The sequence below is a fragment of the Vibrio sp. V19_P1S1T109 genome (genome assembly GCF_002241375.1).
Classification (GTDB): domain Bacteria; phylum Pseudomonadota; class Gammaproteobacteria; order Enterobacterales; family Vibrionaceae; genus Vibrio; species Vibrio anguillarum.
The window spans coordinates 1-14,056 of record NZ_NDIM01000272.1 but is presented as its reverse complement, the minus strand read 5'-3'; the positions used below and the strand labels follow the sequence as shown (position 1 = coordinate 14,056).

Below are 14,056 nucleotides of genomic sequence, written 5' to 3'. Positions count from 1 at the left end.
GCCTGTAGGTGGGTTGTGTTATTGGTTTTGATAAGAATAGTTAACAACAGAATAGCTCTAACCGGTAAGGATATGAAATCAGTGAGCTAAACTGTATGAGAGATGAATAAAAGAAGAAACGCCCAGGCAGGGCGCTTTGTTAGGCTTTATTCTGCAACGCGGCGAACTTGAATGATCATTCCCATTAATGGATGGTCTAGATAGTGGGTTTCGTTGCTGCGCATACGGCGTTTTTGGTCCATCCGATAGCTCTTTAAAAACTCTTCCTTTTCCACTGTTGGGGAGATAGCTTCTAGGTTCCCCAGTTGAACCTCGGCATTTTGCTCTTCAGGTGTAATATCTAACTCCAATGGTTTACTTTGGAGCACGATTTCTCGCACACTCGGGGCTTTAAGGTCGAGCGTGGTTTCAGCATAAAGATAGTGCTGCACATAGATTTGTAATTTACCGTCGAGTTCGTAAAGGGGACTCGCGATGCTTTGTTCTAGCACACCGTTTACTGGCGATTCTTCTAGTACGGCCACTTTTTCACTGCCGTCAGTATTGAATTTAGCGGAGTAATCTTTACCCGCTTGAATATGGAAAATCGGTGCGGAAGCTCTGCCTTGATCGCCTTGACGCCAAGCCGTATGCAATAGCACTTCAAAGCCGGCGTGGTTTTTCAGTTTTTGTGCTTGGTCGTTAAGTTGGTAGTCGGAAAAAGGCAGCATTTTCACGCCTTTTTCTTGGCGATAGTTTAAGTCACTAAAACTGCCCGCGCGTTGAATATTGATTTCAGGCAATGAGTTAGGCCACGACTCACTGACCTTCTCTGCATCAATTGCACGCTTAAAAATGATCACTTCTATGTCAAATTGCCGTTGTGCCAGACTTGGCATCGAAATAAGCAAAAGTAGGAGTGGGATCAGTTTTTTCATTATGGCTCCATCATTTTTTGTGCGTAATTTATGCTCTAGGCATCAGGTTTTGTTGGAATTCGCTGAGCATACTCGACACAAATTGAATTCGTTCACGTCTATCGGTTAATGGTACAGCAAACTTAAACTTAGTTGGCCCTTCCATTGCAAATTTTTTCGGTTGTGATTGCAGAAGTCTAACCAAAAAGACGGGGTTAATGTCAGCATCTGGATAGAACTCAATGTAGCCGCCTTTTTCATGTGCTTCGATTTTCTTCACTTTTATACGTGCAGCATCAATTTTGACTTCAGCAACGCCGAGTAAGTTATTTGCAGCATCAGGTAACTTACCAAAGCGATCAATCAACTCGACTTTGAGCTCGGCGAGCTCATCTCGGCTAGCGACACTCGCTATCTGTTTATACATGGAGAGGCGAGTATTTACATCAGGAATGTAATCATCGGGTAATAGCGCTGGCAAACGCATTTCCACTTCGGTTTGTTCACGAAGCAAATCGTCAAGAGAAGGTTCTCTGCCATTTTTTAATGCTTCAACCGCTTGCTCTAGCATCTCCATATAGAGAGTAAAACCAATTGATTGGATCTGACCGCTCTGTTCATCGCCCAATAATTCACCTGCCCCACGGATTTCTAAATCGTGCGTTGCTAGAGTAAAACCGGCGCCAAGATCTTCAAGAGATGCAATCGCTTCTAAACGTTTCACGGCATCTTTAGTGATGGCTTTAGGGTGTGGAGTGAGTAAGTAAGCATAAGCTTGGTGATGAGAGCGTCCTACTCGGCCACGAAGTTGGTGTAGCTGCGCTAAACCAAGGTTGTCTGCTCGGTCCATAATGATGGTGTTCGCGGTTGGGACATCAATCCCGGTTTCAATGATGGTTGTGCAAACCAATACATTGAATCGTTGGTGATAAAAGTCGTTCATCACTTTTTCCAGCTCACGTTCACGCATTTGTCCATGGGCGACGGTAATTCGAGCTTCAGGGACCAGCTTTTCTAAATCGGCGGCCACTTTGTCGATAGTTTCTACTTGGTTATGTAGAAAATAAACCTGTCCACCGCGCATGATTTCACGTAATAGAGCCTCTCGAATAGTGCTCTCATCATGTTGGCGCACAAAGGTTTTGATGGCTAAGCGTCGTGCGGGTGGTGTGGCGATAATCGATAGATCGCGCATTCCGCTCATCGCCATGTTTAATGTACGCGGAATCGGCGTTGCCGTCAGCGTGAGAATATCCACATCAGCACGCATCGCTTTCACTTTTTCTTTTTGGCGAACGCCAAAACGGTGTTCTTCATCAACGATCAAAAGACCAAGATCGCTAAATTTTAGCTCGCTGGAAAGCAGTTTATGCGTGCCAACCAAAATGTCGACTTTGCCGTCGGCGACATCTTGTAGTATCTGCTTTTGCTCTTTCGCTGATTTGAAGCGTGATAAAACTTCGACACGGATCGGCAGGTTAGCAAATCGGTCTCGAAAGTTTTCAAAATGCTGCTGCGCGAGTAAGGTTGTCGGCACTAATACGGCCACTTGTTTATTGTTGTCGGTGCAAACAAAGGCGGCGCGCATGGCGACTTCTGTTTTGCCAAATCCAACGTCACCACACACTAATCGGTCCATCGCTTTTTTCTGACACATGTCCGATAGCACGGCGTTGATAGCTGTATTTTGATCATCGGTTTCTTCAAATGGGAAACCTGCTTTAAAGGTCGCGTATTGGCCACGATCCAGAGCGAACTTATAGCCTGGTTTGAGCTCTCGCTTGGCGTAAACATCCAGCAGCTCTGCAGCGACATCGCGGACTTTTTCGGCCGCTTTTCGTCGTGCCTTGGTCCATGCTTCACCCCCGAGCTTATGCAATGGTGCGCTTTCTTCCGCGCCGCCAGAGTAACGACTAATGAGATTCAATGAAGCGACAGGGACATAAAGTTTGGCTTCGTTTTGATACTCAAGGGTGACGTATTCGGTCATCATGCCACCCGCTTCAAGCGTCTGTAACCCGAGATAACGGCCGATACCATGATCAATATGAACAACGGGTTGCCCTGGTTTGAGTTCAGCTAAGTTACGAATGACAGCGTCACTATTGGTGACTTTACGATCTTTCTTACGGCGAAGAATGACACGGTCACCGAGTAAATCACTTTCGCAGATGAACGCTAAGTTGGCATTGTTATCAATAAAGCCGTGCTCAGATGCCCCTAATACGAGACATTGTTTTTCTTTTGCTTGGCACGCTTGCTGGAAGGTTTCTTTTTCGATAGGGCGCAGTTTTACGCGTTGCAATAGCTCTAGTAATGCTTCGCGACGGCCTTCTGATTCGACGGAAAAAATGATTTTCCCAGTGAAACTTTCACTAAATTGCCGAATGGCGACTAAAGGCTCTTTATTTTGATGCATGACCGCCAAGTCGGGTAATGCACTGACCGCTAAATTGATCCGCCCTTGCTTTTCTGAAATCGGTTCTACACTGAGTTGGATCTGAGCCACGTTTTTGAAAAGACTGAAAAGCTCATCTTTTTTAAGCCACAATTCATGAGGTGGCAGCAACGGGCGAAGAGGGTCAACTTTACGCTGCTGGTAACGATATTCGACGTCGGTTAAAAACTGGTCAATCGCTGTTTCGATATTTCCTACGACAATTAGTTGGCTTTCTGGCGCGATATAATCGAACAAGGTTTCGGTGTGTTCAAAAAATAGCGGTTGCCAGTATTCAATACCGGCTGGCCAAATCCCCTTTGAGACTTGCATATAGACAGATTCTGGTTCACGACGCGCTTCAAATCGTTGACGCCAGCGGGTGCGAAAATCTTCAATTGCACTTTCTGTGGTGGGAAATTCATGAGCAGGTAGCAAGCGTATCTCACTGATCTCTTCAATTGAGCGTTGATTCTCAGGATCGAAGGTGCGTATGGTGTCGATTTCATCATCAAAAAAATCAATGCGATAAGGATCGCTGCTGCCCATTGGAAATAAATCAAGAATCGAACCTCGGCTGGCGTATTCGCCTGGGCCAAACACTTGATCAACATGACGATAGCCCGATTTTTCCAGCTGAATACGCAGTTTATCTAAGGAAAATTGATCACCAGTTTTAACCATCAGGGTATGCTGTAGCAGAAATTCTCGCGGCGTCTGACGCTGCAATATGGTGCTCACTGGCACAATGGTAATGCCTGTTTTCAAGCTCGGTAATTGATATAGGCGCGCGATGCGATCAGAAATGATCTCTTGATGAGGCGAAAAACTATCATAAGGCAAAGTTTCCCAATCAGGAAACAGCGCCACTTCGGCGTCACTAAACTGCTCAATTTCGTGCTGCAGCTTTAAGGCGGTTTGAGGATCAGGTACAGCCAGTAAAGTGTGGCTATTATGCTGGTTGGCCAGCTCTGCAATTGCCAACGCAAGGCTTGCACCACGTAGGTTACCAATGTGTTTTTTGTCGCCCGCGCCAGCAGGTTTAATCAGAGTCAGTAAAGAGTGTGTAGTCATGAGAACGCTTATGGTTTATTTCGGTCTAAAGAGCGTTGACGCAGCAATTTTTGCTGCTGGTACAGTGCGGCTTTAATCAAGAGATCTTGGTCAGTATCTCGCAGTAAATCGTATTTCATCGTGATGAGATAGTGTTGCTCGTCCGCTTGGCAATCAATCACCGAACTATAGCAATAAATAGCGGCTGCAGGGTGGTCCAAAAACAGTTTACAGCGGGCTTGGGTACCAATTTCTAGTGCGTTTGGATAACGAAGTGAGAAGCGACTGGCCCCAAATGTGCTGGTGATGAAGCGTGAATGTGGCTCATCTTGCTGTGATAACATAAAGGTCAGCAACAAATTCAGTTTCGAATTTTGAGTATCAAGTAACTGAACGACGTGCTTGAAATCACTATTTTTCAGTTCTAGTCGTGCACTTTCGGTGAGTGCATCCAACTGGCTAAACTCACTGGCCACAATAAATGGGGCAGGAATCTCCGCTTCAAATATTGATTGGGAAGGTAGCATAAATGTGCTGTCTAAAAGTTCAATATTGGTTGTCAGTCCATAGTGAACCGTAAAAAATTCTTGCTCGGTCATAAAGGCATCCTTCTCATCGCTTTGTTGATTATCGTCATACCGGCGAACTAATCAAGGTATGTCCTTGTTATCGAGTCTATTTAACCGATTTTTGGCAAATTAAAGCTACAACCTTCCACCGTTTCTCGTTACAGTACTGAGCATCACTTTTAGGCGGTTTTTCTTATGTTTCATCCTATTTCGGCGTTCATCGGCTTGCGTTATTTACGTGGGCGATCCGGTGATAGATTCAGTCGATTTGTCTCTTATATGTCTACGGCGGGGATAACCATTGGCGTGATGTCACTGGTGACGGTGCTTTCGGTCATGAATGGTTTTGAATCCCAGCTCAAAAATAGAATTTTAGGTGTGTTGCCTCAGGCTGTAGTTTCGCAAAACGGCGATCGCACTTTGCTCACGCAAGATGTGCCTCAATTCATTAGCCAGATCTCTAGCGCCAGAGCGGCTGAACCGATTGTACGCAGTGAAGCGGTTGTTCAAAGCTCATCGCAACTGGCCGCAGGTTTGTTGATGGGAATTGAACCGAATCAACATGATCCGATTGCGGCGCACTTGATTGCGGGTCAAGTGAGTGCGCTCAAGCCGGGCGAATATCAACTCTTCCTTGGCCATTCATTGGCGCGGGCGCTCAACGTGACAATTGGCGATAAAGTGCGTTTGATGGTCACTTCAGCTAGCCAATTTACCCCCTTAGGTCGTATTCCTGCGCAGCGTAATTTTACTGTCGCAGGTATCTTCAATACGGGGTCTGATGTGGATGGACAGCTGATGCTGACGCACATCAAAGATGCAGCGCGATTGCTTCGTTTACCATCAAATACTGTGTCGGGATGGCGGCTCTTTTTTGATGATCCTTTTGTGGTCGCAGACCTAGCTAGCGCACCTTTGCCTAAGGGATGGCAATGGAGTGACTGGCGAGATCAGCGTGGCGAGTTGTTCCAAGCTGTTCGCATGGAAAAAAATATGATGGGTTTGATGCTTGGGTTGATTATTGGCGTGGCGGCTTTCAATATCATTTCCGCGTTGATCATGGTGGTGATGGAAAAACAAGCTGAGGTCGCGATTTTGAAAACGCAAGGCATGACAGATCAACAAGTACTGGCCATTTTTATGGTTCAAGGCGCGAGTAGTGGAGTGATTGGTTCGCTTGTCGGTGGTGTGTTAGGCGTATTGCTGGCGGATAACCTCAATGTATTATTAGAAAGCATGGGTGTAGCGCTGTTCTCTGTGGGGGGAACTCTGCCTGTAGTGATTAACCCCATGCAAATTATGTTGGTCGTGATAGCAGCCATCACGCTCAGCTTATTCGCGACACTGTTTCCTTCCTACCGCGCGTCATCCGTAAAACCTGCCGAGGCTTTAAGATATGAATAACCTTTTACAATGCCATAACGTATGCAAAACCTACCAAGAAGGGGAGCTACGGACTCAAGTGCTAAAAGGCGTCAGTTTTGGCATTCAAGCGGGGGAGTTAGTCTCAATTATTGGGACTTCTGGATCTGGGAAAAGTACGTTATTACACATTCTGGGTGCACTAGATGAGGCAACCGAAGGTTCAGTGTCGTTTTTAGGTCAGGATTTATCGAGCTTAAGCTCCAATAAACAAGCGAACATTCGCAATCAACATTTGGGTTTTGTGTACCAGTTCCACCATTTATTAGCCGATTTCACCGCTCTTGAGAATGTGGCCATGCCGTTGCTTATTGGTGGCCAAAAAGTATCGCGTGCTAAACAGGCCGCGCAAGCACTGTTAGGAAAAGTGGGGTTGGGACATCGTTTATCTCATCGACCCTCTGAGCTCTCTGGTGGAGAGCGGCAGCGGGTAGCGATTGCGCGAGCGCTGGTCAATCAACCCGATTTGGTGTTAGCCGATGAGCCTACGGGCAACCTTGATCACAAAACGGCGCTGGCGATTTATGATTTGATGCGTCAAATGAATCAAGAGTTTGGCACGGCATTTTTAGTGGTAACGCATGATAGCGAACTTGCTGTAAAAATGGACAGACAGATGCACATGCAAGATGGTTTGCTGATTAATGTGGAGGCGCCGTAGATGTTCACCTCGCTCTCTTTAGTGATTGGTCGGCGTTTTAGCCTGGCAAAGCAGCGTAATAAAATGGTGTCGTTTATCTCGCTCTCTTCCATTATCGGTATCGCTGTGGGCGTTGCGGTGATCATCGTGGGTTTGTCGGCGATGAATGGTTTTGAGAGAGAGCTGCAGAACCGCGTGTTATCTGTCATTGCACACGGAGAGTTTGAAGGGGTTCAACAACCCATCGCGAACTGGTCGTCATTAGTCAAGCAAGCCGTGCAGCATCCAAAAGTGGAAGCGGCCGCTCCTTATGTAAAATTGACGGCATTAGCGGAGAAAGGCGCGCAACTGAAAGCGATTGAGGTGCGTGGAATTGATCCGCAAATGGAGCGCGCCGTGTCGCGTTTATCTCAATTTGTCTCTTCCGATGCATGGCAAGGTTTTGTCGCAGGTCAGCAACAGGTCATTTTAGGCAAAGGAGTGGCGGATAAATTGGGCGCGGCAGTCGGTGACTATGTCACTTTGATGATCCCCTCTGCGAATGAGAGCGCTAAAGTTCAAGCGCCAAAGCGCGTGCGCGTCAAGGTCTCAGGGCTTTTGGAGCTCAATGGCCAAATTGACCACAGCCTTGCATTAGTGCCATTGGCAGATGCACAAGCTTACGCCAAATTAGGAGAGCGAGTGACGGGCGTTGCTATCAAGGTCTCAGAGGTATTAAATGCAACTCAAATTGTAAGAGAGGTCGGCAATACGCTTGATCAATACGTCTATCTACGCAGTTGGCAGCAAAAATTTGGCTTTTTGTACCGTGATATTCAGCTGGTCAGAACCATTATGTATTTGGTGATGGTGCTGGTGATTGGTGTGGCGAGCTTCAACATCGTTTCAACACTTATGATGGCGGTAAAAGATCGTGCGGCTGAAATCGCCATTTTGCGCACTATGGGCGCGACCGATGGATTAGTGAAACGAATTTTTGTCTGGCAGGGTGTTTTCTCTGGTGTATTAGGCAGTGTGATAGGTGGCGTGTTAGGTGTGCTGATTGCGTGGAATTTAACAGCGTTAATCAAAGGATTAGAACGGTTAGTCGGCCATCAGTTTTTGTCTGGTGATATCTATTTTGTCGACTTTTTGCCATCACAAGTGAACCTATCGGATGTGGTGCTTGTCTCTTCCACGGCGATTGTGTTGAGCCTACTAGCTACTTGGTATCCGGCCTCTAGGGCCAGTCAACTGAACCCGGCGTCTGTGCTTAGCGCTAAATAATCTCAACTCGGATTCTTTTCGTTCATCAGCATTGAGCTATTTTTAGCAAACAAAAAGGACCGTTCGGTCCTTTTTCAACATCATGCGACATCGTTTTACATGCTCAGTTGTATAGCCAGTCTCAATCTCTTGAAGCTTTTATCTCGCTTGGCGCTTTTGCCAGCTTCTTACGACAGAATAGCGCCATAAACCGTGAATGCCGAAGTAGCCAATTATGGCGGAGATCACTCCGCACATCATGCAACCCAAAAGGAATGGCGGACCAATGGTACTCATTTGTTGCATGATAAAATGCCAAGAGAGTTCAAAGTGAAATGGTTGTGGTGGTGTTTGCATTACCCATGCGCCAAGCTTGTAGGCGAAGTAGAACAGCACTGGCATGGTGATGGGGTTGCTAATCCAGACCAAGGCTACAGAGAGCGGTAAATTGACGCCGCACATAATGGCAAGGCCAGCGGACATGATCATTTGACTCGGAAGTGGAACAAAAGCCATGAACAAACCTACGGCGAAGGCGCCCGCTGCTGAGCGGCGGTTCAAACACCATAAATTGGGGTTGTACAGCACATTGCCAAAAATTTTTAATGCCTTCTGACGCTTAATCACTTCATGGTTAGGCATAAAACGTTTGATGAACTTTCTTGGCATCGTGACATGACTCTCTTATCTAATTACTGGACCCTAGCTTCGTTTTCGCTAACCGCCATTTCTGCTTCTTATTGGCCTTGGATGCCAGATTGGAAATGGAGTATGCCTCTATTCGCCATTCTTATACTCTCTGTCGGTTATAGAAAACTGCGCTTTCTCTCAGGAGTAACAATGGCTTTAATGGTCATTGTGATCAGCGGGAACTTATTACGTGAGCAGTCCAACACTATTTTTCAGACAGGTTCGGATATTACCATAAACGGACAGGTTAACAGCTTTTTTAGACAAATTACTCATGGTTATGAAGGAACAATTTCGATTCGATCAATCAATGGTCAAACCTTAGGCATTTTTTTGCGGCCCAAGGTGCGATTAATTGCTCCTTTACCGTTGAAGTATGGTGACGTGGCTGAATTCTCCATCACAGTAAAACCTATCTTTGGTCGGTTAAATGAGACCGGGTTTGATGCAGAGGCGTACTCTTTGAGCCAAGGTATTGTGGCTCGTGCAACGGTTAATAATGGACAGTCTTATCGCATTGAATCATTACCAGAATGGCGAGCACAATGGTACCAGAAGATCAAAACCTGGCTCGCTGATGATCCCAATCTTGGTATTTTAATGGCGCTTACGTTTGGTGAGCGCAGTGATATTTCAACGGCACAGTGGCAAGCATTACGAGACAGTGGGCTGATTCATTTGGTCGCCATTTCTGGTCTGCACATTGGCATCGCGTTTGGTTTTGGTTATAGCCTTGGGCTCGTATTGATGCGTTTGCATCATCGCATGGGGTGGTCGCCATTCGTCGTAGGAAGCTTGTGCGCACTAGGCTATGCTTGGTTGGCTGGCTTTACCTTGCCCACTCAACGCGCGCTCATCATGTGTTTGCTCAATGTGGCGATGATTGTCCTCAATGTCCGTATCAATACGTTGAAGCGACTGCTTATGACGTTATCGGCGGTGCTGCTTATCGATCCTTTTGCTGCGTTATCCAGTAGCTTTTGGATGTCCTTTATTGCTGTCTCAGTGGTGTTCTACCAACTTTCTCTACCTCAAACTCAGCGATTTTTTTTATGGCGTTTATTGACGATGCAGATTGGGTTAGTGCTGTGTATGCTTCCGGTAACTGCTTATTTTTTCGGTGGAGTCAGTACCAGTGCGGCGCTCTATAACTTAGTGTTTATTCCTTGGTTCAGTTTTGTGGTGGTTCCGGCGATCTTTGTGGCTTTAGTGTGTACGGTTTTGACTTTTGATGGCGCACCTATGGTGTGGCATTGGGTGGCCAAATTACTCATTCCAGTTGATTGGTCAATACATTATTCAAGCCTCAGTTGGTTTCCTATTTCTGGGGCTGTTTTGGCTCTGTTGAGCAGTGCTCTGTTGCTGTTTGTGTTTTCACCGTTGATCTCGCGTTTTGCACTTGCGGTTTACAGCCTTATTGTGATGGTTTCTTGGCTCACCATTCCGATAAAAACAGGTTGGCGGATTGATGTGTTAGATGTTGGGCATGGGTTGGCAGTGTTGATCGAAAAAGAAGGACGCTATGTGCTTTATGATACTGGTGCAAGTTGGCAAGGCGGTGATCACATCCAGGCAACAGTTGCCCCCGTGTTAAACAAACGGGGAGCTACGCAATTAGACGGGTTGATTTTGAGTCACTTGGATAACGACCATGCAGGTGGAAGAGCGGAAGTTGAGCGTGTTTGGCAGCCCAAATGGAAACGTGCTAGTCAAACGATAGCGGGTTACCAACCTTGTATTGCTGGTGAACAATGGCAGTGGCAACAACTCTCTTTTGATGTTATCTGGCCACCCAAAACTGTAGCGCGGGCTTACAATCCTCACTCTTGCGTGATTCGAATCTTTGACCAAAATACCGGTTTTTCAGTGCTTTTACCTGGGGATGTGGATGCCATGAGTGAGTGGTTACTTGCGCGAACAGAGCAATCCTTACAAAGTCATATCCTGCTTGTACCACACCACGGTAGTAGGACATCTTCTACTGTTGCTTTGATTAGTAAGGTGAATCCTGAGGTCGCTATTGCCTCGCTCGCCAAAGGCGGACGCTGGCAATTACCTTCCGCACAGGTTGTTCAACGCTACCAACAACATGGAGCAAACTGGTTGGATACGGGTGAAGCAGGGCAAATTAGCGTTATTTTTGGCATGCAGAATTATCAAGTTAGCAGCTTGCGTATCTCTCGCTCTCAGGCTTGGTATAGGCAGATGCTCCGTAACGAGGTAGAATGAGCGCAATATTTTCTTAAAAACAAAGCATTTCTATGTCACTCAATACTGACGAAACCACTTGGCAAACCTTCAAACGCCTGTGGACCTATATCCGCCTATATAAATCTGGCCTAGCAGTTGCGGTTGTCGCATTGATTATCAATGCGGTCTCTGACACCTATATGGTGTCATTACTTAAGCCTCTTTTAGATGAAGGATTTGGTAATGCGGAATCCGATTTTTTGCGAGTGCTGCCTTTTATTATTTTGGGGATGATGGCGCTGCGTGGTTTAAGTGGCTTTGTCTCCTCGTACTGCTTGAGCTGGGTTTCTGGCAATGTTGTGATGTTGATGCGTCGAAAAATTTTCAATCAATTCATGCACATGCCTGTCAGTTTTTTTGATAGAGAATCAACGGGTGGTCTGTTATCACGTATCACCTATGATTCAGAGCAAGTGGCTGGGGCGACCAGTCGTGCATTGGTCAGCATTGTTCGCGAAGGTGCGAGTATTATCGGCCTATTGACCTTGATGTTTTGGAATAGCTGGCAGTTATCTTTGGTATTAATCGTGGTTGCGCCAGTGGTTGCGATGGGGATTGGCATTGTCTCTAAACGTTTTCGTAAGATCTCAAAAGGGATGCAGACCACCATGGGTGATGTGACTTCTTCAGCAGAGCAGATGCTAAAGGGGCACAAAGTCGTACTGAGCTATGGTGGACAAGACGTAGAGCGTAAACGTTTTGACCATGTCAGCAATCAAATGCGTCAACAAACAATGAAGCTGGTTGCGGCGCAGTCCACTGCTGACCCTATTATTCAAATGATTGCTTCTTTAGCACTTGTCACTGTGCTGTTTTTAGCCAGCGTTGATTCTATTCGTGCCGAATTAACACCAGGTACTTTTACGGTGGTGTTCTCGGCAATGTTTGGCTTGATGCGACCACTGAAAGCGTTAACGAGTGTTACCTCCGATTTCCAACGTGGTATGGCGGCCAGCCAAACATTATTTGAGCTGATTGATTTAGAAACCGAGCGCGACACTGGCCAGTTTGAAGCCGAAAAAGTACGTGGTGACGTTAGAGTTCAGGATGTGACCTTTACTTATCAAGGTAAAGAAAAACCAGCGCTGTCTCATGTGAGCTTTGAGATTCCTCAAGGTAAAACGGTCGCGCTTGTTGGGCGTTCCGGCTCAGGGAAAAGTACTATCGCGAGCCTCTTGACTCGTTTTTATGATGTCGATTCAGGTGCTATCTATCTAGATGAGCATGATATTCGCGATTATAAACTGAAGAACTTGCGCACCCACTTTGCGCTAGTTTCGCAAAATGTTCACCTCTTCAACGATACCATTGCCAATAATATTGCTTACGCGGCAGAAAATGAGTATACGCGTGAGCAAATTGAGCACGCGGCTAGGCTTGCTCATGCCATGGAGTTTATCAATAACATGCCTGATGGCTTGGATACCATGATTGGTGAGAATGGAGCCAGTTTATCGGGTGGTCAACGTCAACGAGTAGCGATTGCACGAGCGTTATTACGTGATGCACCCGTACTTATCCTAGATGAGGCGACTTCTGCGTTGGATACAGAATCTGAGAGAGCGATTCAATCAGCACTTGAAGAGCTACAAAAGAATAAAACGGTATTGGTCATTGCGCACCGCTTGTCGACGATTGAAGAAGCCGATGAAATTCTAGTGGTCGATGAGGGTGAAATTATCGAACGTGGTCATCATGCTCAGCTAATTGCACAGGATGGGGCGTATGCCCAACTACATCGAATTCAATTTGGTGACTAATCAGTGATTGAAAAAATCTGGTTCGGACATCACCCAGCGTGTTTTTTGTTGTGGCCACTGTTGTGGCCCCTGAGTGTCTTGTTTCGGTTGGTCAGTCAAGCACGTAAGCGAGCATTTCAAGCAAACAAAAAAGAGCGCTATAAGGCTCCCGTTCCTGTGGTGGTGGTGGGTAATATTACCGCGGGTGGTAATGGTAAAACACCGTTGGTTGTATGGTTAGTGGAAGCTTTACAAGAACAAGGCTTCAAACCAGGAGTTGTTTCGCGTGGGTATGGTGGTAAGGCTCCGGTTTATCCATTAGTGCTGCAAAGTGACACGCCAACCGCTCACTGCGGTGACGAACCTAAATTGATTCACCAGCGCACGGGGGCTCCGGTTGCTGTTGCACCAAAGCGCTCACAAGCAGTGCAAGCCCTGCTTCCGTTGGGTGTTGATGTGATCATCACTGACGATGGCCTTCAGCACTATGCATTGGAGCGTGATCTCGAATTTGCAGTCGTGGACGGCGTTCGTCGCTTCGGTAATGAGCAGTTCATGCCTTTAGGTCCGTTAAGAGAGCCACTCTCTCGGTTAGCGGAAGTTGATTTTATTGTGACTAATGGCGGTCAAGCTCAATATGGCGAATTGGCTATGCACCTTTCACCTAGCTTAGCCGTTAACTTAGTGACAGGTCAGCAAGCGCCAGTGAGCCAGTTAGCTGCATTAGTGGCTTTTGCTGGCATTGGTTATCCCACGCGCTTTTTCAATACATTAGAAGCTTTAGGTGCAAAGACGGTATTGACCCAAGGTTTTGCGGATCACCGAGAGTATCAATATTCAGAATTAGAGGCGCTTGCGCAACATGGAGCAAACGTCATCATGACAGAAAAAGACGCAGTGAAATGTGCGGCCTTTGCACAAAAAAACTGGTGGTATCTTCCCGTTTCTGCGCAATTTAGTTCGCCAGATGAAAGGCGTATTTTGGACAAAATAAAAGAGGTAATGGAGTCATATGGATCACCGTCTGCTTGAAATTGTAGCTTGCCCTGTATGTAAAAGTAAGTTGACTTATGATAAAGAAAATCAAGAGCTTATTTGTAAGTTAGATCGTTTGG

At 46.4% G+C, this 14,056-nt stretch carries 11 protein-coding genes; 7 read left to right on the top strand and 4 right to left on the bottom strand.

The window, feature by feature from the left end; translation table 11 throughout:
• Positions 1–146 precede the first annotated feature (146 nt).
• Genes B9J87_RS13395 through B9J87_RS13385 form a run of 3 tightly spaced genes read right to left on the bottom strand, consistent with a single transcriptional unit; the run spans position 147 to position 4,985 of the window.
• Positions 147–917 carry a peptidoglycan binding protein CsiV gene (locus B9J87_RS13395; protein WP_094147409.1) on the bottom strand — a complete coding sequence of 257 codons (771 nt, stop codon included), beginning with the start codon at positions 915–917 and terminating at the stop codon, positions 147–149.
• Positions 918–945: 28 nt separating this feature from the next.
• Positions 946–4,407 (bottom strand): transcription-repair coupling factor, encoded by a 3,462-nt coding sequence (gene mfd, locus B9J87_RS13390; protein WP_094151164.1) that lies wholly within the window; start codon positions 4,405–4,407, stop codon positions 946–948.
• A gap of 8 nt (positions 4,408–4,415) precedes the next feature.
• Complete coding sequence (locus B9J87_RS13385; protein WP_017048079.1) at positions 4,416–4,985, bottom strand: hypothetical protein; 570 nt, start codon at positions 4,983–4,985, stop codon at positions 4,416–4,418.
• Positions 4,986–5,150: 165 nt separating this feature from the next.
• Between B9J87_RS13385 and lolC the strand changes: the two genes are divergently transcribed.
• From lolC to lolE, 3 genes are read left to right on the top strand one after another with little or no spacing between them, the layout of a single operon-like run.
• Positions 5,151–6,359, top strand: a complete 1,209-nt coding sequence (gene lolC / locus B9J87_RS13380) for a lipoprotein-releasing ABC transporter permease subunit LolC (RefSeq protein WP_094151162.1) — start codon at positions 5,151–5,153, stop codon at positions 6,357–6,359.
• Entirely contained in the window at positions 6,352–7,038 is a 687-nt protein-coding gene (gene lolD / locus B9J87_RS13375; protein WP_094151159.1) for a lipoprotein-releasing ABC transporter ATP-binding protein LolD, read from the top strand. Before lolC ends, lolD begins: the two co-directional genes overlap by 8 nt.
• On the top strand, positions 7,039–8,283 hold the full coding sequence (gene lolE / locus B9J87_RS13370) for a lipoprotein-releasing ABC transporter permease subunit LolE (RefSeq protein WP_013856531.1): 1,245 nt from the start codon (positions 7,039–7,041) through the stop codon (positions 8,281–8,283). It begins immediately after the preceding gene.
• 138 nt (positions 8,284–8,421) lie between these two features.
• Here the strand turns inward: lolE and B9J87_RS13365 are convergent, their stop codons facing one another.
• Positions 8,422–8,931 (bottom strand): DUF2062 domain-containing protein, encoded by a 510-nt coding sequence (locus tag B9J87_RS13365; RefSeq protein WP_010319231.1) that lies wholly within the window; start codon positions 8,929–8,931, stop codon positions 8,422–8,424.
• Positions 8,932–8,937: 6 nt separating this feature from the next.
• On the opposite strand from B9J87_RS13365, the gene B9J87_RS13360 reads away from it, so the two are divergent.
• The 4 genes from B9J87_RS13360 to B9J87_RS13345 form a co-directional block, all read left to right on the top strand.
• Positions 8,938–11,181, top strand: coding sequence for a DNA internalization-related competence protein ComEC/Rec2 (locus tag B9J87_RS13360; RefSeq protein WP_094151157.1), 2,244 nt, complete (start codon positions 8,938–8,940; stop codon positions 11,179–11,181).
• A gap of 32 nt (positions 11,182–11,213) precedes the next feature.
• Entirely contained in the window at positions 11,214–12,962 is a 1,749-nt protein-coding gene (gene msbA / locus B9J87_RS13355) for a lipid A ABC transporter ATP-binding protein/permease MsbA (protein WP_094145859.1), read from the top strand.
• A gap of 3 nt (positions 12,963–12,965) precedes the next feature.
• Positions 12,966–13,973 (top strand): tetraacyldisaccharide 4'-kinase, encoded by a 1,008-nt coding sequence (lpxK, locus tag B9J87_RS13350; protein ID WP_094151154.1) that lies wholly within the window; start codon positions 12,966–12,968, stop codon positions 13,971–13,973.
• Positions 13,954–14,056, top strand: a 103-nt coding sequence (locus tag B9J87_RS13345; RefSeq protein ID WP_303396264.1) for a Trm112 family protein, incomplete at its 3' end; no start/stop codon positions are given. The genes lpxK and B9J87_RS13345, both read left to right, overlap by 20 nt.

Bases quoted from the DNA above. Each gene is read 5' to 3' on its own strand.
- B9J87_RS13395 (WP_094147409.1), bottom strand. From the start codon at position 917: ATGAAAAAACTGATCCCACTCCTACTTTTGCTTATTTCGATGCCAAGT.
- mfd (WP_094151164.1), bottom strand. From the start codon at position 4,407: ATGACTACACACTCTTTACTGACTCTGATTAAACCTGCTGGCGCGGGC.
- B9J87_RS13385 (WP_017048079.1), bottom strand. From the start codon at position 4,985: ATGACCGAGCAAGAATTTTTTACGGTTCACTATGGACTGACAACCAAT.
- lolC (WP_094151162.1), top strand. From the start codon at position 5,151: ATGTTTCATCCTATTTCGGCGTTCATCGGCTTGCGTTATTTACGTGGG.
- lolD (WP_094151159.1), top strand. From the start codon at position 6,352: ATGAATAACCTTTTACAATGCCATAACGTATGCAAAACCTACCAAGAA.
- lolE (WP_013856531.1), top strand. From the start codon at position 7,039: ATGTTCACCTCGCTCTCTTTAGTGATTGGTCGGCGTTTTAGCCTGGCA.
- B9J87_RS13365 (WP_010319231.1), bottom strand. From the start codon at position 8,931: ATGCCAAGAAAGTTCATCAAACGTTTTATGCCTAACCATGAAGTGATT.
- B9J87_RS13360 (WP_094151157.1), top strand. From the start codon at position 8,938: ATGACTCTCTTATCTAATTACTGGACCCTAGCTTCGTTTTCGCTAACC.
- msbA (WP_094145859.1), top strand. From the start codon at position 11,214: ATGTCACTCAATACTGACGAAACCACTTGGCAAACCTTCAAACGCCTG.